General features: G+C 72.7%; 22 protein-coding genes. 13 read left to right on the forward strand and 9 right to left on the reverse strand.

Going from position 1 to position 21,344, the window contains the following annotated elements:
• The first annotated feature begins 31 nt into the window (after positions 1-31).
• The 5 genes from mftF (at position 32) to AC5L35_RS29075 (ending at position 6,583) form a co-directional block, all read left to right on the forward strand.
• Positions 32-1,483 (forward strand): mycofactocin biosynthesis glycosyltransferase MftF, encoded by a 1,452-nt coding sequence (gene mftF, locus AC5L35_RS29055; RefSeq protein ID WP_495062902.1) that lies wholly within the window; start codon positions 32-34, stop codon positions 1,481-1,483.
• 377 nt (positions 1,484-1,860) lie between these two features.
• Positions 1,861-2,382 (forward strand): (2Fe-2S)-binding protein, encoded by a 522-nt coding sequence (locus tag AC5L35_RS29060; protein ID WP_495062903.1) that lies wholly within the window; start codon positions 1,861-1,863, stop codon positions 2,380-2,382.
• Positions 2,383-4,860, forward strand: a complete 2,478-nt coding sequence (locus AC5L35_RS29065) for a xanthine dehydrogenase family protein molybdopterin-binding subunit (RefSeq protein WP_495062904.1) — start codon at positions 2,383-2,385, stop codon at positions 4,858-4,860.
• Positions 4,857-5,708, forward strand: coding sequence for an FAD binding domain-containing protein (locus tag AC5L35_RS29070; protein ID WP_495062905.1), 852 nt, complete (start codon positions 4,857-4,859; stop codon positions 5,706-5,708). Before AC5L35_RS29065 ends, AC5L35_RS29070 begins: the two co-directional genes overlap by 4 nt.
• Positions 5,709-5,818: 110 nt before the next feature.
• A complete protein-coding gene (locus tag AC5L35_RS29075; protein WP_495062906.1) occupies positions 5,819-6,583 on the forward strand; it encodes an SRPBCC family protein in 765 nt (254 codons plus the stop codon).
• Positions 6,584-6,671: 88 nt separating this feature from the next.
• Here AC5L35_RS29075 and AC5L35_RS29080 read toward each other — a convergent pair whose 3' ends face one another.
• The 3 genes from AC5L35_RS29080 to AC5L35_RS29090 form a co-directional block, all read right to left on the reverse strand.
• Positions 6,672-7,214, reverse strand: a complete 543-nt coding sequence (locus tag AC5L35_RS29080) for a PepSY domain-containing protein (protein WP_495062907.1) — start codon at positions 7,212-7,214, stop codon at positions 6,672-6,674.
• A gap of 86 nt (positions 7,215-7,300) precedes the next feature.
• Positions 7,301-8,596 carry a sensor histidine kinase gene (locus AC5L35_RS29085; RefSeq protein ID WP_495062908.1) on the reverse strand — a complete coding sequence of 432 codons (1,296 nt, stop codon included), beginning with the start codon at positions 8,594-8,596 and terminating at the stop codon, positions 7,301-7,303.
• A 5-nt stretch (positions 8,597-8,601) separates the two neighbouring features.
• Positions 8,602-9,285, reverse strand: a complete 684-nt coding sequence (locus tag AC5L35_RS29090; RefSeq protein WP_495062909.1) for a response regulator transcription factor — start codon at positions 9,283-9,285, stop codon at positions 8,602-8,604.
• Between the two features lie 113 nt (positions 9,286-9,398).
• Between AC5L35_RS29090 and AC5L35_RS29095 the strand changes: the two genes are divergently transcribed.
• Together AC5L35_RS29095 and AC5L35_RS29100 are read left to right on the forward strand one after the other, a co-directional pair.
• Positions 9,399-9,878, forward strand: coding sequence for a hypothetical protein (locus AC5L35_RS29095; protein ID WP_495062910.1), 480 nt, complete (start codon positions 9,399-9,401; stop codon positions 9,876-9,878).
• Positions 9,879-9,928: 50 nt separating this feature from the next.
• The gene (locus AC5L35_RS29100) at positions 9,929-10,687 is read left to right on the forward strand and encodes a phytanoyl-CoA dioxygenase family protein (RefSeq protein ID WP_495062911.1); all 759 of its coding nucleotides are present in this window, start codon (positions 9,929-9,931) and stop codon (positions 10,685-10,687) included.
• Between the two features lie 3 nt (positions 10,688-10,690).
• Here the strand turns inward: AC5L35_RS29100 and AC5L35_RS29105 are convergent, their stop codons facing one another.
• Together AC5L35_RS29105 and AC5L35_RS29110 are read right to left on the reverse strand one after the other, a co-directional pair.
• Positions 10,691-11,350, reverse strand: a complete 660-nt coding sequence (locus tag AC5L35_RS29105) for an alpha-ketoglutarate-dependent dioxygenase AlkB family protein (RefSeq protein ID WP_495062912.1) — start codon at positions 11,348-11,350, stop codon at positions 10,691-10,693.
• Positions 11,351-11,461: 111 nt separating this feature from the next.
• Positions 11,462-12,184, reverse strand: a complete 723-nt coding sequence (locus AC5L35_RS29110) for a 2OG-Fe(II) oxygenase (RefSeq protein ID WP_495062913.1) — start codon at positions 12,182-12,184, stop codon at positions 11,462-11,464.
• A gap of 70 nt (positions 12,185-12,254) precedes the next feature.
• Here AC5L35_RS29110 and AC5L35_RS29115 point away from each other — a divergent pair, with 70 nt between their 5' ends.
• Positions 12,255-13,217 (forward strand): P1 family peptidase, encoded by a 963-nt coding sequence (locus AC5L35_RS29115; protein WP_495062914.1) that lies wholly within the window; start codon positions 12,255-12,257, stop codon positions 13,215-13,217.
• A 32-nt stretch (positions 13,218-13,249) separates the two neighbouring features.
• Positions 13,250-14,347, forward strand: a complete 1,098-nt coding sequence (locus tag AC5L35_RS29120) for a zinc-binding dehydrogenase (protein WP_495062915.1) — start codon at positions 13,250-13,252, stop codon at positions 14,345-14,347.
• On the opposite strand, the gene AC5L35_RS29125 is transcribed toward AC5L35_RS29120, so the two are convergent.
• The 4 genes from AC5L35_RS29125 to AC5L35_RS29140 all read right to left on the reverse strand — a co-directional run bounded on the left by AC5L35_RS29125 (position 14,287) and on the right by AC5L35_RS29140 (position 17,757).
• Complete coding sequence (locus AC5L35_RS29125; protein ID WP_495062916.1) at positions 14,287-14,916, reverse strand: L,D-transpeptidase; 630 nt, start codon at positions 14,914-14,916, stop codon at positions 14,287-14,289. The genes AC5L35_RS29120 and AC5L35_RS29125 overlap by 61 nt on opposite strands.
• A gap of 115 nt (positions 14,917-15,031) precedes the next feature.
• Positions 15,032-15,319 (reverse strand): MoaD/ThiS family protein, encoded by a 288-nt coding sequence (locus tag AC5L35_RS29130; RefSeq protein WP_495062917.1) that lies wholly within the window; start codon positions 15,317-15,319, stop codon positions 15,032-15,034.
• Positions 15,320-15,324: 5 nt separating this feature from the next.
• Positions 15,325-16,386: a GTP 3',8-cyclase MoaA gene (gene moaA / locus AC5L35_RS29135; protein ID WP_495062918.1), complete on the reverse strand. Its 1,062-nt coding sequence runs from the start codon at positions 16,384-16,386 to the stop codon at positions 15,325-15,327.
• A gap of 165 nt (positions 16,387-16,551) precedes the next feature.
• On the reverse strand, positions 16,552-17,757 hold the full coding sequence (locus AC5L35_RS29140) for an acyl-CoA dehydrogenase family protein (protein WP_495062919.1): 1,206 nt from the start codon (positions 17,755-17,757) through the stop codon (positions 16,552-16,554).
• 69 nt (positions 17,758-17,826) lie between these two features.
• Here AC5L35_RS29140 and AC5L35_RS29145 point away from each other — a divergent pair, with 69 nt between their 5' ends.
• The 4 genes from AC5L35_RS29145 to AC5L35_RS29160 all read left to right on the forward strand — a co-directional run bounded on the left by AC5L35_RS29145 (position 17,827) and on the right by AC5L35_RS29160 (position 21,266).
• Positions 17,827-18,231: a TOBE domain-containing protein gene (locus AC5L35_RS29145; RefSeq protein WP_495062920.1), complete on the forward strand. Its 405-nt coding sequence runs from the start codon at positions 17,827-17,829 to the stop codon at positions 18,229-18,231.
• Positions 18,228-19,010: a molybdate ABC transporter substrate-binding protein gene (gene modA, locus AC5L35_RS29150; protein ID WP_495062921.1), complete on the forward strand. Its 783-nt coding sequence runs from the start codon at positions 18,228-18,230 to the stop codon at positions 19,008-19,010. Before AC5L35_RS29145 ends, modA begins: the two co-directional genes overlap by 4 nt.
• Positions 19,010-19,846, forward strand: a complete 837-nt coding sequence (locus AC5L35_RS29155; RefSeq protein WP_495062937.1) for an ABC transporter permease — start codon at positions 19,010-19,012, stop codon at positions 19,844-19,846. The genes modA and AC5L35_RS29155 overlap by 1 nt, the downstream gene beginning before the upstream one ends.
• A 292-nt stretch (positions 19,847-20,138) precedes the next feature.
• The gene (locus AC5L35_RS29160; RefSeq protein ID WP_495062922.1) at positions 20,139-21,266 is read left to right on the forward strand and encodes a sulfate/molybdate ABC transporter ATP-binding protein; all 1,128 of its coding nucleotides are present in this window, start codon (positions 20,139-20,141) and stop codon (positions 21,264-21,266) included.
• Positions 21,267-21,344 lie beyond the last annotated feature (78 nt).

Below are 21,344 nucleotides of genomic sequence, written 5' to 3' on the forward strand. Positions count from 1 at the left end.
CCGGGGTCCGGGCCGTGACACGATCGGCTCCGTGATCGAGGTACCCGCGGGCCCGGACCGGACGCGCCTCCCCGCGGGGTTCCGGATCGCCCTCGACCGGAGGGTGTGGACGGTCGACGACGGCGAGGTCATGTTCGGGGGCGCGCCGCCCCGCATGCTGCGCCTCGCGCGGGCGGCCAGGGGCCTGCTCGCCGCGGACGGCACCTGCACCGTCGCCGACGAGGCCTCGGCGCGGCTGGCCCGGGCACTGGTGGACGCCGGGATGGCCCACCCGGTGGCCGCCCCCGACGGCGACGTGCCGTCCGCCTGCGACGTCACCGTGGTGGTGCCGGTGAAGGACCGCGCCGACGGCCTGCGCCGGCTCCTCGCCGCTCTGCCCGACGGCCTGGGTGGCGTGCTCGTCGTGGACGACGGCTCGGTGGACGCGGACGGGGTCGGCAGGGTCGCCGACGCCGCCGGCGTGCGGGTACTCCGCAACGAGCAGTCCGGGGGCCCGGCTGCTGCCCGCAACACGGGGCTCGCCGCGTCGACCACTCCGCTGGTGGCGTTCCTCGACTCCGATGTGGTGCCCGAGCCCGGCTGGCTGGAGCCGCTGCTGGCGGTCTTCGCCGATCCCGCGGTCGGGCTCGCGGCGCCCCGGATCATCGCCCTGCCCGCGGGCACCCTGTCGCGGACCGGTGGGCTGCTGGCCCGGTACGAGGCCGTCCGGTCCTCGTTGGACCTGGGTCCGGACCCGGCCCTGGTGGTGCCGCGCTCCCGCGTCGCGTACGTGCCGAGCGCCGCCGTGCTCGTGCGCCGCACCGCGGTCGGGCCGGGCTTCGACGACCGGATGCGGGTGGCCGAGGACGTCGACCTGGTGCTGCGCCTGCACGAGGCAGGCTGGCGGCTGCGCTACGAGCCGGCCTCCCGGGTTGCGCACGACCACCGGACCACCCCGGGAGCGTGGTGGCTGCGCAAGGCCTACTACGGCACGGGAGCGGCGCCGCTCGCCCTACGGCACCCCGGTTCCGTGCCACCGATGGTGCTCAGCCCGTGGTCGGCGGCGGTCGGGGCGCTGATGCTGGTGGGCACCCCGAAGGCGGCGGCTGCTGCGGTGGCGGTGAGTGCGGTGGCTGCTGAGCGGCTGGCGCGCAGGCTGCCGGTGCGCCGTCCACGCGCCACGGCGGCCCGGCTGATCGCGATGGGCGCCGTGGGCGCGGTGGCGCAGACGGCCGCCGGCGTCACGCGGCACTACTGGCCCGTGTCGCTGGCCGCGTGCCTGCTGTCGCGGCGGGTGCGGCGCACGGTGGCGGCCGTGGCGGTGGCGGAGGGCGTCGTCGACTGGTGGCGCCACCGCGGTCGCGACGCGTCCGTGCGACCGGGGCTGCTCGGGCACCTGGTGGCGCACCGGCTCGACGATCTGGCGTACGGCACCGGCCTGTGGTGGGGCGCTGTGCGGCACCGCACGACGGAGCCGCTCCGGCCGGTCGGGACCGGGTCGTAGCGGGCGTCGGAGTCCACGATGGATCACCGCTGTCGGTGGATGCCGATCGATGCCGATGGATACAGCCGTCCGTCCGGATTAGTCCGGATGGGTGAGACGAGTCGCTCATCAAGTCTGTCGATGCGTCTCTGTATCCGATTTAGCGCCGCACCTGCGGAGAGAATTCCTTCTCCTTGATTTGTTCGCCCCGAGGTCATCCGCGGGTGGGTATACCGGTCGGGAGAGGATCGGTTGCACCGCCGGATCAACAGGGGTGTGATGTGGTCGCCGCCACAACGGCGTGGCGGCCCGGATGGTGGTGCGACCACATCGGCCGGCCCTCCGGAAGACATGCTGGCGCGATACGACACCGTGGTCGCGGTTGAGGAGAAGATCTCATGGCACAGGTCCGGGTCACGGTCGACGGCGTGGAGTACGCCGACGACGTCGAGCCCCGCACATTGCTGGTCCACTACCTGCGGGAGCGCCTCGGCAAGACAGGCACCCTCGTCGGGTGCGACACCAGCAACTGCGGGGCCTGCACCGTCCACCTGAACGGGCAGAGTGTGAAGTCCTGCTCCGTTCTGGCCGTCCAGGTCGATGGTGCCGAGGTCACGACGATCGAGGGCATCGCGCGTGACGGCAAGCTGCACCCGGTGCAGGAAGCCTTCAACGAGTGCCACGCGTTGCAGTGCGGGTTCTGCACGCCGGGCATGATCATGCAGTCGATCGACCTGCTCGGGGACAACCCCGACCCCAATGAGCACGAGGTCCGGGAAGGCATCGAGGGCAACCTCTGCCGTTGCACCGGGTACCAGAACATCGTCCGCGCCGTGCAGAGCGCCGCGCAGAAGATGAAGCCAGGGGTCGAGTCGTCGGACGTGCAGTCACCCGTGTCCGTTGCCGGAGGGGGCGAGTAGATGACCGCGACCGCCGAACCCATCGTCGAGTTCGGAAAGGCCAGAACCCGCAAGGAGGACGCCCGTCTCATCACGGGCCGCAGCCGCTACACCGACGCCATCACGCCGGCGGGCACGCTGCACATCTCCGTGGTCCGCTCGCCGCTCGCGCACGCCACGGTCACGGGCGTCGACACGTCCGCCGCCGTGCGGTCGCCGGGTGTCGTGGGCGTCTACACGGCGGCCGACCTGGGCGTCGAGAGTGTCGGCCTGCCGTGCGCGTGGCCGATCACCCCGGACCAGAAGGCCCCGCAGCGCCCGCTGCTCGCGAGCCGCACCGTGCACTTCGCCGGGGAGGGCGTCGCCGTCGTCGTGGCGCGCTCGGCCGCCGAGGCGCGTGACGCCGCCGACCTCGTCGAGGTCGACTACGACCCGCTCGACCCGGTGCTCGACATGGAGGCCGCGCTCGCCGACGGTGCCACGCTCGTGCACCCCGACCTGGAGACGAACGAGAGCGCCACCTGGGTGTTCGACTCCGGGGAGGCCGGCACCGGCGCGAGCGTCACCGACGCGGTGGCCGCCGCCGAGTCCGACCCCGACCAGGTGGTCGTCAAGCGGCGCTTCCGTCAGCAGCGGCTGATCCCCGCGTTCATGGAGCCGCGCTCCGCCGTGGTGGACCCGACCGGTGAGCAGATCACCTTCTACTCGTCCACCCAGATCCCGCACATCCTGCGGACGATGACCACGGTGACGCTGGGTGTGCCCGAGAGCAAGCTGCGGGTCATCGCCCCGGACGTGGGCGGCGGCTTCGGCGGCAAGATCGGCGTGGTGCCGGAGGAGATGCTCTGCGTGGTGCTCGCGCAGAAGCTCGGCAAGCCGGTCAAGTGGACCGAGACGCGGTCGGAGTCGCTGGTCACGGCCCATCACGGCCGCGACCAGATCCAGGACATCACGATCACGGCGAAGAAGGACGGCACGGTCACCGGCCTGGACGTGAAGCTCCTGGCCGATATGGGTGCCTATCTCGGCCTGGTCGGTCCGGGCGTCCCGATCCTGGGCGCGTTCATGTTCAATGCGATCTACAAGATCCCGGCCTACAGGTTCACCTGCACCAACGTCTTCACCACGAAGACGCTCACCGACGCCTACCGCGGTGCGGGGCGGCCGGAGGCCACCTTCGCGGTCGAGCGGATCATGGACGAGCTCGCGGTCGAGCTCGGGCGCGACCCGATGGAGCTGCGCGAGCAGAACTGGATCAAGCACGAGGAGTTCCCGTTCACCACGGTGTGCGGGCTCACCTACGACACCGGCAACTACGAGCAGGCCACGCAGCAGGCGATGGAGCTGTTCGACTACGCCGGGCTGCGCCTCGAGCAGGAGGAGCGGCGCCGTAACAACGACCCGGTGCAGCTCGGGATCGGCATCTCGACCTTCACCGAGATGTGCGGGCTCGCCCCGTCGCGAGTGCTCGGCTCGCTCGCCTACGGCGCCGGCGGCTGGGAGGCCGCCAGCATCCGGATGCTCGCCACCGGCAAGGTCGAGGTGATCACCGGAGCGTCGGGGCACGGCCAGGGGCACGAGACGGCGTTCAGCCAGATCGTCGCCGACCAGCTGGGCGTCCCGTTCGAGGACGTCGAAGTCCTGCACGGTGACACCCAGATCTCGCCGAAGGGCCTCGACACCTACGGGTCGCGGTCGCTCACCGTCGGTGGCATCGCGATCGTCAAGGCCGCGGAGAAGGTGGTGGGCAAGGCCAGGAAGATCGCGGCCCACCTGCTCGAGGCGTCGGAGGACGACCTCGAGTTCGCGGGCGGCACCTTCACGGTCCGCGGCACCGACAAGGGCAAGTCGATCCAGGAGATCGCGTTCGCCGCGTTCATGGCGCACGACTACCCGGACGACATGGAGCCCTCGCTCGACTCCGACGCCGTCTACGACCCGGAGAACTTCTCGTTCCCGCACGGCACGCACCTCGCGGCGATCGAGATCGACACCGAGACCGGCCACGTCACCCTGCGCAAGTACGTCTGCGTCGACGACGTCGGCAACGTGGTCAACCCCCTCATCGTCGAGGGGCAGGTGCACGGTGGCCTGGTCCAGGGCATCGCGCAGGCCTTGTTCGAGGAGGCCAACTACGACGACCAGGGCACGCTGGTCACCGGCACGTTCGTCGACTACACGCTGCCGTCGGCTGCCGACCTGCCCAGCTTCGACACCCGCACGGTCAGCACCCCGGCCACGTCCAACCCGCTCGGCGTCAAGGGTGTCGGCGAGGCGGGCACCATCGCCTCCACACCCGCGATCGTCAACGGCGTGATCGACGCGGTGCGCCACCTCGGCGTCCGCGACGTCGAGATGCCGTGCACGTCGCAGCGCGTGTGGCGGGCACTCCAGGACGCACAGGGGCGTTCCACCCAGGAGACCCCGGTCGACACCCACTCGCCGGGTGCCGGTCTGGGCTCGATCGACCCGAACAACCCTCAGGGAGAGGTCCAGTGATCCCGTCCAAGTTCGACTACGTCAAGCCGTCGTCGGTGGCCGACGCCATCACGGCGCTGCGGGACGGCGGCGACGACGCCAAGATCCTGGCAGGCGGCCAGAGCCTGATCCCGGTGCTGCGGCTGCGGCTCGCCACGCCGTCGGTGCTGATCGACCTCGGGGGGATCCCGGAGCTGCGGGGCATCCGTGAGGACGGCGACCGCATCGCGATCGGTGCGATGACCGCCTACCACGACGTCATCCGGGACGACCTGGTGAAGCAGCACGTCACGCTGCTCGCCCAGGCCACGGAGACGGTGGCCGACAACCAGGTGCGCCACCGGGGCACCCTCGGCGGCTCGCTGGCCCACGCCGACCCCGCCGGTGACCTGGGCGCCGTGGCGCTGGCGCTGGACGCCGAACTGGTGATCGCCGGTGCGGACGGCACGCGCACGGTGCCGGCGAGCGAGTTCTTCGTGGACTACTTCACCACGGCGATCGGGGAGGGCGAGATCCTCACCGAGATCCGGTTCCCGAAGTACACGGGCTGGGGCAGCCACTACGAGAAGTTCAACCGGACCGCGCAGGCCTGGTCGATGGTCGCCATCGCGGCGGCCATCCGGGTCGAGGGTGGCACCATCGCGGAGGCCCGGGTCGGGCTGACCAACATGGGCACCACGCCGATCCGCGCCACCGGCGTGGAGCAGGCGCTCGTCGGGCAGTCCGCCACCGCCGACGCGGTGCGCTCCGCCGCCGACCACGTCACGGAAGGCACATCCGCTCCAAGTGACGCGGATGCGGCCGCCGACTACCGTGAACACCTGGCCAAGGTGCTCACCGGCCGGGCGGTGCTGGCAGCCGCGGGCTGACGTTCATCGTTCCACCGTGGACGCCTGCTCCGAGCACCCGGGAGCAGGCGTCCACGGCTTTCACGCCCCTGCGCGGTTCGCCGGTCAGGGGTCCGAGAAGGAGACGACTCATGCAGTTGGAGAACAAGTTCACGATCGAAGCGCCGATCGAGAAGGCGTGGGAGGCGCTGAACACACCCGAGACGGTGGCTCCATGTTTCCCGGGTGCCACGCTCCAGGAGTACGAGGGCGACTCGTTCACCGGCACCGTCAAGGTGAAGCTCGGGCCCATCTCGCTGACCTACAAGGGCAAGGGCACCTACATCAGCCGCGACGACGAGAACCACGTCGTGGTCATCGAGGCCAACGGGCGTGACTCGCGCGGGAACGGCACGGCGAAGGCCACCGTCACCGGCACGATGACGGCCGACGGCCCCACCCGGACCGCGGTCACGATGGCCACCGACATGACGATCACCGGTCGCCCGGCGCAGTTCGGGCGCGGCGTCATCTCCGACGTGGCCGACAAGATCATCGGCCAGTTCTCGTCGTGCGTGGCCAGCAAGCTCGCGCCCGAGGCCGAGGGGTCGTCCGCGCCGGCGTCCGCTGGTGCCGAGACCGCAGCCGCGGGCAGTGGCAGCACCAACGGCTCCACGGCGCCTGCCACGGCCACCGCCACGGCGGCCAAGGGCCCGGTGCTGGCGTCCGCGCCCACCACTCCCGCGCAGTCCACCCCGGCGCCGAAGGCCCCTGCGCAGTCCCTGCGCAGCGAGGTGGACGCGATCGACCTGCTCGACACGGCGGGCGCCCCGGTGCTGAAGCGGGTCGCCCCGGTGGCGGGCGGTCTCCTGCTGCTGCTGATCATCTTCCTGATCCGGCGCAGCCGCTCCAGCTGACCGCGTTCCACGACGAAGGGCAGGCGACCTGGTCGCCTGCCCTCGTCAGCGTGCAGCTCAGGCCGTGACCGGCCGGCCTACCTCCAGGTCAGTCGTCCCACCGGTCGTCATCCTGCCGGTCGTCCCCCCGGTCGTCGTCCTGCCCGATGTCGTCCCGCTGGTCGTCGTCGCGCCGGTCGTCGTCACCGCGCAAGTCGTCACCGCGCCGGTCGTCGTCACCGCGCCGGTCGTCGTCCCCCCGGTCGTCATCGTCATCGACGTCCGTGCGGGTGATCGCGCCTGACGCCGCGTCGACGCGCACATCGTGCTCCCGCAGTCCCTCCACGATCTCGACCTTCCACTCGCGCCTGCCGTGCCCGAACTCGCGCTCGACCTCGGTGACCCGTCCGCTGCCGATGTGCGCCAGCGCGGCGGCGGCCGCGTCGTCGCGGGTGAGCTCGCCCGGCACGGTGCGCTGAGCAGGCGCGGGGCTCGTGGGGGTCGGGGTCGGGACTGCCGTGCTGCCGGGCCCGTCCGCGGCGAGCCGCACGGTTGTCGGGGTGTCCGTGCTCGCGAGGGCGAACGCGGTACCGCCGATCAGCAGTGTGGCGACGACGGCGGCCGTACCGATCACGATGCGGGGCGTGGACATTTCTGCTCCTCCGGGTCGTGGTGCTTGTCGACCTCACGGTGTCGATCACCGGCCTAGAGGCGCGCTGCCTCAGCCCTAACACCGCCTTAGGCCGACGTGCCCTGGAGCCCGCCGAGCTCGAGCACGACCTCCAGCCCGCCCCGGGCGGAGCGACCCAGCACGAGCCGGCCGCCTGCCTGCTCCGCGCTGCGGCGGGCGATGTCGAGCCCGAGACCCGTGGATCGGCCGCCGCTGGCACCGCGCCGCACGGTCGTCCCGTCGGGGAGCCCCGGTCCGGCGTCGGAGACCACGAAGACGGCGCCGCCTCCGGGGCGGGGCGCGAGTCGCACCGCGAAGGACGTGCCGTCCGGGGTGTGGGCGAAGATGTTGCCCAGCAGCGCGTCGACGCAGGCGCCGAGGTCGGCCGCGCCCAGCGCCACCGGCAGCGGTCCCGGAGTGATCTCGACCGATGTCTCCCGGTCGGTGTCCTCGGCCAGCACCGCCCAGAACGCCACCCGCTCCCGCACCACGGCTGCGGCGTCGCTGCCGGTGCGTCCCGCGCCCGGCCCGCTGCCGCGCCGCCTGGCCTGCTCGATCGCCTGCGTGACCGCGCGCTGCACCGCGTCGACCCCGGCGCCGATCCGGGCCGCGTCCTGCTGCCCCGGAAGGGCTTCGGCGTCCAGTCGCAATGCGGTGAGTGGGGTGCGCACGCGGTGGGCGAGATCGGCCACGGTCTCGCGCTCCTCCCGCAGCAGCTCCGCGATGCGGCCGGCGAGGCCGTTCAGTGCCTCGGCAACCACACCGAGCTCGCCGGGTGCGGTGGAGTCGGCGCGCGCGGCCAGATCGCCGCCTGCGAGGCGGTGCGAGACCGCGGCGAGGTCGGTGGTGGACCGGACCAGGGAGCGGGCCAGCCGGTCGGCGACGGCGAGGCTGAGGCCGAGCAGACCCACCCCGAGCGCTCCGAGCAGCAACCATGCCCCTGGCACGCCGCGGCTGAGCTCGGCGTCGGGCACGAAGGAGCGGATCACCCCGGCGGCTCCCGCCTGGTCGCGCACGGCGAAGACGATCTCCCGGCCCCCGCCCACCACCGCGGACCCACTGGTGCCCAGTGCCCCGAGCTCGACCAACGGTGTCCGCTCGGCCGGGGTGCCGAGGACGGTGCCGTCGGCCAGGAACACGGTGATGGCGTCGGGCGACGGGGCGTCGAGGTGCTGGACGGTGAGCGCGAGGGAGGCCCGGTCGGCCGTGCCCACGAGCGAGCTGAGTGACTGCGCCTCGACGGTGGCGGCCTGCACCGCCCGATCGGCGGCGACGGTGCGCAGCAACAGGGCGAGCGGCACGAGGAAGGCGATCAGTACCAGCGACGTCGTCGCCCCGACGAGGGTGAGGATGCGGCGGCGCACGTCGCTCAGCCCTGCGGTGCGGAGATCCGCACCCCGACGCCGCGCACGGCATGCAGGTAGCGCGGCTGCTGTGCGGTCTCGCCGAGTTTGCGGCGCAGCCAGGACAGGTGGACGTCGACGGTCTTGTCGGCGCCCCCGTAGGGCAGCTGCCAGACCTCGGTGAGCAGCTCACGTTTGCTGACGACCTGGCCGGAGCGGGCGGCGAGGTAGTGCAGGAGCGAGAACTCGCGGGGCGTGAGGTCGAGCGCGACGCCGTCGAGGCTCGCCTCGCGCGCCAGCGGGTCCACCCGCAGCCCACCCACCACGACCGCCGGGTCGGCCGCGGTGTCCGCGCCGCGGCGCAGCACGGCTCGGATGCGGGCGTCGAGCTGCGCGGCACTGAACGGCTTGACCAGGTAGTCGTCGGCGCCGGCATCGAGCACGGCCACGATCTCGGACTCGTCGTCGCGGGCGGTCGCCACGATCACGGGAACCGCGCTCACGCCACGCAGCATCCGGAGCACGGTGGTGCCGTCGAGGTCGGGAAGGCCGAGATCGAGCACGACCAGGTCGGGCCGGTTCGTCACCGCCGACTCGAGACCGGGCAGCGCGGCGGCGGCCGAGTCGACGGCGTGTCCGCGCTCGGTCAGCCCGCGGATCAGCGCGCCGCGGATCGCCGGATCGTCCTCGATGAGAAGTACCTGGGCCACCGGCCGAACCGTAGAACAAACGCGATCATCGCAGTACGGTCCGGCGGCCCGGCAGCTCATCCCTAGTGCGGGCTTAGGAACGTCTTAACCCGAACCCCGGCAGGCTTGATCGCATGAGAAGTCCCCGCGCGCGCACCGCCCTCGTCGCGCTCGCGTGGGCGGCGGCCGTGGTGGTCGCGACGCTGGTGGGGATGAGCGCGGTCGGCGCCATCGGCACCGGCATCCTCGGCAGCGGGCGGCAGCCGCTCACACCGACCCAGGTGGACCAGGCGCTCGCGGCCGCCCGTGCGGTGCCGGCCCCGGCACCGGTTGCACCGGCGGCCCCACCCTCCCCGCCGTCCGTCTCGAACGCAGCCGGCGCCGACGTCGTCACGAGCCCGGGTGGCACGATCGTCGCCCGGTGCACGGGGAACGCCGTCGAGATCGTCTCGGCCAGTCCGGCTCAGGGCTTCCGGCTCGACGACGATCGCGAAGGATCGCGCGTGCAGTTCGAGTCCGAGGACGCGACGGTCGAGGTGCAGCTGAGCTGCCAGGACGGCAGGCCGGTCGGTGCGGTCGCGGTCGAGGACGACGACGATGACGGTGACGACTGACCCGCGGAATTCGCTGGCAGCGGGCGCGCCCGCTCGTGCACAGTGACGCCGTGCATGGGCTGACCGACGAACAGATCGACCGCTTCGTGAACGACGGCCTCGTGCACGTCGAGGGTGCGTTTCCGCGGGAGCTGGCCGACGCCGGCCGGGCCGTGCTGTGGAAGGCCACCGGCTGCGATCCGGACGACGCCACCACGTGGACACGTCCGGTGATCCGGCTCGACCACTTCACCCAGGAGCCGTTCCGTGCCGCCGCCAACACGCCGCTGCTGCACGCCGCGTTCGACCAGCTGGTGGGCGCCGGGCGCTGGCTTCCGCAGGGGGGCCTCGGCACCTTCCCCGTCCGGTTCCCGCACCCCGACCCGCCGGGCGACGACGGCTGGCACGTGGAGGGGAGCTTCGCCGACCCGGCAGGCGGCTACCGGCTGAACGTCCGGTCGCGCGGCCGCGCGTTGCTGATGCTGTTCCTGCTCTCCGACGTCGGCCCCGACGACGCTCCCACCCGGGTGCGGACCGGGTCGCACCACGACGCCGCCCGGTTGCTCGCGCCGCACGGCGACGACGGTGCGGAGTTCTTCGCCTTCGCGCGCGAGGTGGTGCCGGCCACCGAGCACCGGCCGGAGGTCGCGGCCACCGGGGCCGCGGGTGACGTCTACCTGTGCCACCCGTTCCTCGTGCACTCCGCGCAGCCCCACCGCGGCGCGACGCCGCGGTTCATGGCCCAGCCACCGCTCCTGCCGAGGGGCGAGCTCGACCTCGAGCACCCGGTGTCCCCCGTGGAACGGGCCGTGCACCACGCGCTGGCGTGAACGTCAGGCCAGGCCCGACACGCGCAGGGTGATGTTGAGCCGGCCTGCGGCGAGCCCGGTGTCGGGCAGGTCGGACGCGGGGAGCAGCTTCGGCACACCGTGGTAGGCCAGCCTGCTCTCGTTGCCGAAGACGACCAGGTCGCCGGAGTGCAGCTCGACATCGGTCCACGGCCGCCCGCGGTTCTCGGTGTTGCCGAAGCGGAACAGGCAGGGCGCGCCGATGCTCAACGAGACGACGGGATCGAGCGACTGCTCGTCGCCGTCGCGGTGCAGCCCCATCTTCGCGCCTGCGTCGTAGTGGTTGATCAGCGCGATGTCCGGCTGGTACCCGCGGGCGCGCTCGGGATCGCCGTACGCGTCGGCGACGGCGGCGCGGCCGAGGTCGCCGAGCCACTCGGGGAACGGCGCCACCGGGGAGCCGTCCTGGTCGTCGCGGGTGCGGGAGTAGCGGTAGGGGTACCAGTGCCAGCCGAGGCAGACGCTGCGCACCGACATCTGCCCGCCGTTCGGCATCACGGCCGCGCGGATGCCCGGCCCCTCAGTCGCCCACTCCCGGCACGCACGGACCAGCTCACGCTGCCGCTCGAGGTCGAGCCAGTCGGGCACGTGCACCGCGCCCGGGGCGAGCACCCGCCGCTCCCGGGGGATCAGCGCGGCGGACACGATGACTCCCACTCCCGCCGCGCGCTCGCCGTGGTCATCACAGACCCCGTGGACCCTGCGAGGACCACACCCGGCGAGCGGAACACGCCCACCAGTGTGCCGCGCCGGCCGTCAGCGCGCGTTGTGGAAGATGATGCCCAGCACGTGCCGGTTCCCGCTGTGCACGGCGCTCACGCCGTGCCGCATCTGCACGCGGTGGTGGCCCCGCGAGCCGAGCTTCGGCCGGTTCCGTACCGGGAAGATCACCGCCTCGCCCTGCCGGGGTCGCAGCACCACCGGGCGGGACTGCTGCCGGGGCCGCTGCTCGACGAACACGCTCTCGCCGCCGGTGAAGTCCTCGTCGGGCCGGCTGAGCATCACCAGGAACTGCAGCGGGAACGTCAGGTCGCCGTAGACGTCCTGGTGCAGGCAGTTGTAGCCGCCCGGGCCGTAGCGCAGCACCAGCGGGGTGGGCCGGTGCTGGCCCAGCGCCGCGCACTCGCCCAGCAGGTCGTCCAGCCCGGTGGGGAACGTGCGCTCGCCGAGGAGCTCGGCCCACCGGTTGGCGACGGCGGCCAGCGATGGGTAGAGGTGCTCGCGCAGCGCCTGCACCAGCGGTGGGAGCGGATCGGCGAAGTAGCGGTAGCTGCCCTCGCCGAACGCGTGCCGGGCCATCACGACAGTGCTGCGGAACCGCTCGTCCTCGTCGAACATCGCGACCACCTCGCCGCACTGCTCGGGTGACAGCAGCGGCGGGGTGGTGGCGACGCCGTCGACGTCGAGGCGCTCCTGCAGCGCCCTCCAGTCCAGGCTGTCCAGCCGGTCCCGGGTGCCTTCCGGTGCAGCGGTACTCATGGTTCCACTGTCGGCGATCCGCGGACACCGTGCTGGCGGGAAACGGCCACGGGGATCAGGATGACCGCTCATGCGCACCGGACCGCTCAACGCACTGACCGACGTGCCGGGTCTGCGGGTCGGACACGCCTCCGCGACCGGGCCGGAGGCGCGAAGCGGCGTCACGGTCGTGGTCGCCCCGCCGGACGGGGCCGTCGCCGGTATCGACGTCCGCGGCGCCCCGCCGGGGACGCGCGAGACCGACCTGCTCGATCCGGTCCGGACCGTGCAACGGGTGCACGCCGTCGTGCTCACCGGCGGTGGGGCATACGGGCTGGCCGCGGTGGACGGCGTGATGCGGCGGCTGGAAGCGGCGGCCGCGGGGTTCGCGGTGCCCGGCGGGGTGGTGCCGATCGTGCCGGCCGCGGCCGTGCCCGACCTGGGGCGCGGTGGTGACCACGGGTCCCGGCCGGACGGAGCTACCGGCACTGCCGCGTTCGACGACGCGAGCGCCGGGGCGGTCGCCCAGGGGTCCGTCGGAGCGGGGACGGGCGCGGTCGCCGGCAGCCTGAAGGGCGGTGTGGGCACTGCCAGCGCGGTGCTCGACGACGGCTCCGTGGTGGCCGCGCTCGTCGTCGTCGACTCCGTGGGGTCGGCCGTCGACCCGGTGTCGGGGACGCTCCACGGCGCGCGGGCCGGGCTGCCGGGCGAGTTCGCCGACCCCGTCGTCGATCCGGCCGGGCCCGCGGCGTCGTCGCCGGGCCCGGCGACGACGCTCGTGGTGGTGGCCACCGACGTCACGCTCGACAAGGCGGGCTGCACCCGGCTGGCCACGATGGGCCACGACGGGCTCACGCGCGCACTCGCCCCTCCGGAGACCGGCTCCGACGATGCCGTGGTCTTCGGGCTCTCCGTCGCCACCGGCCCACCCCCCGCGCCGCTCGCGTTCCTCACGCTGCACGCCGCGGCGGCCGACGTGGTCTCCCGCGCGGTCGCCCACGCGCTGCTCGCCGCGCACACCGCCCCGGCGGTCGGCGGTGCCGTGTCAGATTGAGACGGCGAGCCCACCGGAGCGGCCTAGCGTCGGTGAGCGCCGTCACAGCCGTGACGGGGCTCCGTCGCGAGGAGAAGCCGATGAAGGCGCTCGTCTACCACGGTCCCGGTCAGAAGTCCTGGGACACCGTCGCCGATCCGAAGCCCGTGGACCCGACCGACGTCGTCGTGCAGATCGACACGACGACGATCTGCGGGACGGACCTGCACATCCTCAAAGGTGACGTGCCCACCGTGGAGCAGGGCCGCATCCTCGGCCACGAGGCGGTGGGCACGATCGTCGCCGTCGGCACGGCGGTGAGCGGCCTCAAGGTCGACGACCGCGTGATCGTCCCCGCCATCACGTCCTGCGGCCGATGCGCCTACTGCAAGCGCGGGACACCGAGCCACTGCCAGGCCACCGGCGGCATCGGCTGGATCTTCGGCCACCTGATCGACGGCACGCAGGCCGAGTACGCGCGGGTGCCCTTCGCCGAGACGAGCGTGCACAAGGTGCCCGACGGCGTGACCGACGAGCAGGTGCTGTTCCTCACCGACATCCTGCCCACCGGCTACGAGGTGGGCGTCCGCAACGGCCGGGTGAAGCCGGGAGACGTGGTGGTGGTCGTCGGAGCGGGGCCGGTCGGCCTGGCCGCGATCCAGACCGCCCAGCTCGCGGGCGCCGCCACGGTGGTGGCCGTCGACGTCGCCGACTCACGGCTGGACCACGCCACCCGGTTCGGTGCCGACCACGTCCTCAACTCCCGCGGTGCCGACGTCGAGGCGCTGATCGGCTCCCTGACCGACGACGGGCTCGGAGCCGACGTCGCGATCGAGGCCGTCGGGATCCCCGAGACCTTCGACCTCTGCACCCGCGTGGTCCGGCCCGGGGGCGTGGTCGCCAACGTGGGCGTGCACGGCGCACCCACCACGCTGCACCTCGAGGACCTGTGGATCAAGAACATCACGATCACGACCGGGCTCGTCGACGGCACCACCGTGCCGATGCTCATGAAGCTCGTGCAGTCCGGGAAGATCGCGGGCGAGCTGTTCGGCACCCACGAGTTCGCGCTGGGCGACATGCTGTCGGCCTACGACACCTTCGCGGACGCGGGCGCGAACAACGCGCTCAAGGTGGTGATCAGGAAGTAAGGGCCGGCACCCCGAGGAGCCTCAGCGGATCTGCACCTCGTCGCCGACCTCCAGGGTGTCGAACCACGCCACCGCGTCGTCGTGCGACAGGTGCACGCAGCCCGCCGACTGCTCGCCAAGCTGCCCTCGTGGAACGCGATCCCGCCGGGGGCGAAGAACACGGAGTACGGCATCGGGGCGTTGTTGTACTCCGCGCTGCGGTGGTCCTGGTCCTTGCGCTGCACGGTGAACGTGCCGGGAGGGGTCTCCTGGCCCGGGGCGCCGTGGGTGATCTGCACCGGCCCCCGCACGACGTGGCCGTCCTGGATGAGCCACGCCTGGTTGTGGGCCAGGTCGACACACGCCTCGGCCGTGACGGTGCAGGGCGTGCCGTCCACGAGTTCCGCCGCGTCGCCGGCCGGGGTGGTCCCCTCGGTGGCCGCGGCGGAACCCGGGGTGGCGGCCGTGGCGAGGCCGGTCATGGGCGAGGACGCCAGCCCGAGCACCCCCACGCCCACCGCTCCGGTCAGTACCGCGACCCGGCCTGCGCCCGTCCACGGACGAACCTTCTGCCTGCTGTGTCTACCCATGTACGACGACGCCCGCCTCTCCCCGATATCACCCGCTCAACTGCGGATCTCGGGACGAGGTGACGGCCGATAAACGTGATCAACATGACAGTGCGCGGCGGCCACCGCGGCGGGTTCAGCCCCCGGCGAACGGGGGCAGGACGTCGAGCGTGGCGCCGTCGGACAGGGGCGTGGAGCGGTCGCGCACAGCGACCTCGTCGAGCAGGAAGCTGCAGCGTTCGAGCACCCGTGCGAGCTCGGCGCCGTGCCGGTCCCGGAGGGCGGTGACCACGTCGTCGACGGTGGCGTCGCCAGGCAGCTCCACCGGTTCGGTCTCCGTGCCGGCGGCTGCGCGGGCCGCGGCGAAGTAGCGGACGGTGACGCGCGTGGTTGTCGTCGTGGTGGTGGCGTACACCCCGGCCATCCTCCTCACCCGCCGATCGCGCTCATGGGGCGGTCCGGCTGCAGGAAGCCGGGGTCGTCGATGCCGTGTCCGGCGAGCTTGCCCCACATGGCCTGCCGCCAGACGTCGGCGATCTCGGCGTCGGTGGTGCCGCCGCGGAGCATCGCCCGCAGGTCGGTCTCGGTGCGCGCGAACAGGCACGACCGGATCTGGCCGTCGGCGGTGAGCCGGGTGCGGTCGCAGGCCCCGCAGAACGGGCGGGTGACGGAGGCGATGACGCCGACCACGGCCGGTCCGCCGTCCACCAGCCAGCGCTCGGCGGGGGCGCCGCCGCGCTCGGTGGGGTCGGGGGTGAGCTCGAAGCCCTCGCGGAGGCGCTCCATGATCTCGCCCGCCGTGATCATCTCCGTGCGTGTCCAGCCGTGCTGCGCGTCGAGCGGCATCTGCTCGATGAACCGCAGCTCGTAGCCGTGGTCGACGGCGAAGCGCAGGAGCGGGACCGCCTCGTCGTCGTTCATGCCGCGCAGCAGCACGGTGTTGATCTTGACGGGGCCGAGGCCCGCGGCGCGTGCCGCGGCGAGGCCGTCGAGGACGTCGGAGAGCCGGTCGCGCCGCGTGATCGTGGCGAACCGCTCCTGCTGCAGCGTGTCCATCGAGACGTTCAACCGGTTGACCCCGGCCGCGGCCAGCGACTCCGCCCGGCGCGCCAGGCCGATGCCGTTGGTGGTGAGCGAGATGTCCGGGCGCGGTTCCAGCGCTGCCGATGCCGCGATGAGGCCCTCGAGCCCCCGGCGCAGCAGTGGCTCGCCGCCGGTGAAACGCAGTTCCTCGACGCCGAGGTCGCGCACCGCGATGGCGATCAACCGCATCAGCTCGTCGTCGGTGAGCTGCTCCTCGCGCGGCATCCAGTCGAGGCCCTCTGCCGGCATGCAGTAGGAGCAGCGCAGGTTGCAGCGGTCGGTCAGTGAGATCCGCAGGTCGGTGGCGACCCTGCCGAACGTGTCGACGAGGCGCGGATCGGCAGGGCGGGCCGGGTCTCGGGAGACGGGCCGCCGCACTGCGGGGAGGCCTAGCTCGGATGCCGTCACACGACAAGCGTAACCGTCTCAGAGGGGCCGAAACGGGGCCGTGATCTGGGCTTTTGCGGGAATCCGCAGTTGCGGATCAGATCAGCGATCAGCTCCGTACCTGCTGGTGACCCGGGCCGGTGCGCTGCCCGAAAGGTGAGCCTTGCCGGGTCCGCCGGTCCGGGGTCAGTCGTGCCGTCCGAGCTCCTGGCGGGCGACGGTGCGCATGTGCACCTCGTCGGGGCCGTCGGCGAGCCGCAGTGCCCGCGCCCACGTGTAGAAGTACGCGAGCGGAAGATCGTCGCTCATCCCGGCCCCGCCGTGGATCTGGATCGCGCGGTCGATCACGTCGCACGCGATCTGCGGGCACACCACCTTGATCGCGGCGATCTCGGTGGCCGCGCCCTTGGAGCCGTACCTGTCGATCAGCCAGGCGGTCTTGAGCACCAGCAGCCGGGCCTGCTCCACCTCGATCCGCGACCGAGCGATCTGCTCACGGACGACGCCCTGGTCGGCCAGCGGGCGTCCGAACGCGACGCGGGACCGGGCGCGGCGCACCATGAGGTCGATGGCGCGCTCGGCCATCCCGATCAGGCGCATGCAGTGGTGGATCCGGCCAGGGCCCAGCCGCGCCTGCGCGATCGCGAAGCCGCCGCCCTCCTCGCCGAGCAGGTTCGTGACCGGCACGCGCACGTCGCGGAGCAGCAGTTCGGAGTGGCCGTGCTGGTCCTGGTAGCCGAACGTCGGCAGGTGCCGCACGATCTCCAGGCCCGGGGTGTCGCGGGGCACCAGCACCATCGACTGCTGGCGGTGGGCGGCGGCGTCGGGGTCGGTCTTGCCCATCACGATGAAGATCCGGCAGCGCTCGTCGGCCGACCCGGAGATCCACCACTTCCGGCCGGAGATCACGTACTCGTCGCCGTCGCGCCGGATGCTGGTCTGCACGTTCCTCGCGTCGGAGGAGGCGACGTCGGGCTCGGTCATCGCGAACGCCGAGCGGATCTCGCCCTCCAGCAGCGGTGCGAGCCACTGCTCCTTCTGCTCCGGCGTGCCGAACAGGTGCAGGGTCTCCATGTTCCCGGTGTCGGGGGCCTGGCAGTTGATCGCCTCGGGCGCGATCACCGGCGACCAGCCGGAGACCTCGGCCACCGCGGCGTAGTCGACGTTGGACAGGCCGGAGACGCTCGGCAGGAAGAGGTTCCACAGACCCCGGCTGCGGGCCTCCGTCTTCAGCTCCTCGACCACGGGCGGCAGGTCCCACTCCTGCGGGGTGCCACGGCGCTCGGCGCGGAACGCCTCGTACCCGGCCTCCGCCGGCAGCACCTTCTCGTCGAGGAACGCGCGCATGCGCTTCGTGAGGTCGGCAGCGACGGCGCTGGGTTCGAAGTCCACGGCCTGGAGCCAACCACAGCACGACCCCACAGTGGGCAATGTCGCATTCGCGGATCTAGGATCTGCCATGTGCCGCAGTTCAGGATTTCCGACGCCGCCCGACTGCTGGGGGTCAGCGACGACACAGTCCGTCGCTGGGTCGATGCAGGGACCCTTCCCGTCCAGCCGGACGCGTCGAACCGCAAGGTGATCGACGGAGCGGCGCTCGCCGCGTTCGCCCGCGACCACGCGCACACCCCGCCCGACCCGTCGGGTGTGCAGAGCTCGGCGCGCAACCGGCTGGTCGGGCTGGTGACGGCGGTGATCACGGACCGGGTGATGGCCCAGGTGGAGATGCAGTGCGGGCCGCACCGGGTCGTGTCCCTGATGTCCACGGAGGCGGTGCGGGAGCTGGGTCTCGAGCCGGGTGCCCTGGCCGTGGCGGTGATCAAGTCGACGACCGTCGTCATCGAGACCCCCGGGGGAAGCTCATGAGAACGCGGCTGCTCATCGTCGCGGCGGCAGCGGGGCTGGTGCTGCTGGCCGGGTGCGGCGGCGAGCCGAGCGGTACGGACGCCGGGGCGCCCGCCGCGCCGGAGCAGCGCACCCTCACCGTCTTCGCCGCGGCGTCGCTGACCGAGTCGTTCGGCGAGCTGGAGAAGCAGTTCGAGACCGACAACCCCGGCGTGGACGTCGTGCTCAGCTACGGCGGCTCGTCCGACCTCGCGCAGCAGATCGTCAACGGGGCACCTGCCGACGTGTTCGCCTCGGCGAGTGATGCCACGATGAAGACGGTCACCGACGCCGGGCTCGCGGACGGGTCGCCCACGGTCTTCGCCACCAACGTCCTGGAGATCGCGACCGTGCCGGGCAACCCGAAGGGCATCACGTCCTTCGCCGACCTCACGAAGCCCGACCTCAAGGTCGTCGTCTGCGCCCCGCAGGTGCCCTGCGGCGCCGCCGCCCAGAAGGTGGAGACCGCCACCGGCGTGGACATCAAGCCGGTGAGTGAGGAGACCGACGTCAAGAACGTCCTCGGCAAGGTCACCACCGGCAACGCCGACGCGGGCCTCGTCTACGTCACCGACGTCGCCTCCGCGGGGTCCGCGGTCCAGGGCGTGACGTTCCCGGAGGCCACGCAGGCCACCACCGACTACCCGATCGCCGTGATCGAGAACGCCCCGCAGGCCGAGCTCGCGCGGTCGTTCGTGAGCACGGTGACCGGTGAGCAGGGCCGGAAGGCGCTGCAGGCGGCGGGCTTCGGGACGCCGTGATCACAGTTCCCGGCGAGGCGTCCGCGAGGCGTCGCCCCGACGACCACGAGTCCGGCGTCGGGGTGCCCCGCCTGCTGTGGGTGCCCGCCGGGCTGGCCTTCGCGCTGATCGCACTGCCCGTGCTCGGGCTCGCGCTCAAGGCCGACTGGCCGAAGCTGCCGGAGCAGCTGGTCACCGCCGCCTCGCTCGACGCGCTGCGGCTCTCGCTGACGACGGCGGGGATCTCGACGGTCCTCTGCATCGTGTTCGGTGGCCCGCTCGCGGTGGTGCTGGCGAGGGGCAGGCTGCGTGGCCTCCGGCTGGTGCGTTCGGTGGTGCTGCTGCCGCTGGTGCTGCCCCCCGTCGTGGGTGGACTGGCGCTGCTGTATCTGCTCGGGCGCACCGGGCTGGTGGGGCGCGGGCTGGACGTGGCGTTCGGCGTGACGATCCCGTTCACCACGGCGGCGGTGGTGCTGGCGCAGACGTTCGTCGCGCTGCCGTTCCTCGTCGTCAGCCTGGAGGGGTCGCTGCGCACCGCAGGCCGGCGTTACGAGGCGGTGGCGGCCACCCTCGGCGCGTCGCCCGGGCTGGCCTTCCGGCGGGTGACGGTGCCACTGGTGCTGCCCGGCCTCGCCTCGGGTGCGGTGCTGGCCTTCGCCCGGTGCCTGGGTGAGTTCGGGGCGACGGTCGCCTTCGCCGGAAGCCTCCAGGGCACCACGCAGACGTTGCCGTTGCTGGTCTACCAGCTGCGGGAGACCGACGTGGAAGCCGCGGTGGCGCTGTCCCTGCTGCTGGTCGTGGTGACCGTCGGGGTGATCGCGGTGGCGGCGCCGCGGGCCGGTCAGGGTGTCCGGTGAGTGAGTTTGCGAGTGAACCGGTGTCGCAGCGTCTGCGTGAAGCGTCGTCCGAGGGCAGCGAGGGCGTGCGGTGAGTGAGCTTGCGAGTGAACCGGTGTCGCAGCGTCTGCGCGAAGCGTCGTCCGAGGGCAGCGAGGGCGTGCGGTGAGTGAGCTTGCGAGTGAACCGGTGTCGCAGCGTCTGCGCGAAGCGTCGTCCGAGGGCAGCGAGGGCGTGCGGTGAGTGAGCTTGCGAGTGAACCGGTGTCGCAGCGTCTGCGCGAAGCGTCGTCCGAGCGCAGCGAGGGCGTGCGATGAGTGGGCTGGAGGCGCGGGTGGTGGTGCGGCGTCCGGCGTTCACCCTCGACGTGACGCTGGGTGCCGATCCGGGCGAGGTGCTGGCCGTGCTCGGGCCGAACGGTTCGGGCAAGTCGACGCTGCTCGGGGTGCTGGCGGGGCTGCTCCGTCCGGATGCGGGGTATGTGCGGGTCGGCGCCGAACTGGTGACCGACGCCGCCGCGCGGGTGCACGTGCCCCCGCACCGGCGCGGGGTGGGGTTGCTGGCGCAGCAGGCACTGCTCTTCCCGCACCTGTCGGCCGTCGGGAACGTGGCCTTCGGGCCGCGTGCCCGGGGGGTGCCCCGGCGCGAGGCGGAACGTCGGGCTCGCGACCTGCTCGCCGCGGTCGGTGTGGCGGAGCTGGCCGACCGGCGGCCTGCCCGGATGTCCGGCGGCCAGCAGCAGCGGGTGGCACTGGCCCGCGCGCTCGCGCCGGGTCCCGGCCTGCTGCTGCTCGACGAGCCGTTGGCGGCGCTCGACGTCGACGCGACCCCCGCGATGCGCTCGCTGCTGGGCCGGGTGCTGCGTGGGGACCGGGGTGCCGATCGCGACGGCGGGGCGAAGCAGACCGCTGTGCTGGTCACCCACTCGGCGCTCGATGCGCTCGTGCTGGCCGACCGGGTCGTGGTCCTGACCGAGGGCCGGGTGGTGGAGCACGGCCCCGTCCGCGAGGTGCTGGCCCGTCCGCGCAGTGCGTTCACCGCGCGGATCGCCGGGCTGGACCTCGTCCCGGGCACCGCCTGCCCCGAGGGACTGCTGACGGCCGACGGCGTCGTCGTGGTGGGCCGCTCCGAGAGTGGGGACTCCGGTCCCGCGGTCGGTGAGCCCGCGGTCGCGGTGTTCCCGCCGTCGGCCGTGGCGGTCTTCGTGGAGCGGCCGCACGGCAGCCCGCGCAACGTGGTCCCGGTGCTGCTGGCGGCGATCGAGCCGCGCGGTGACGTGGTGCGGCTCCGGGCCGCCGCGGTGCCGGGCGGTCCGGCGTGGGTGGACGGGCTGGCCGCCGACGTGACTCCTGCTGCGGTGGCCGACCTGGCCGTCGAGCCGGGTGCGCGGCTGTGGTTCGCGGTGAAGGCCACCGAGGTCGGGATCCACGCCGCCAACTGATCTCCGGATGCGCTGAACCCTCTCGCCCCCTGATCCGTAACTTGTTATAGTTGTTTGCAAACAAGTTATGAGGAGGGG

The organism is Pseudonocardia sp. OZ21, from assembly GCF_059359135.1.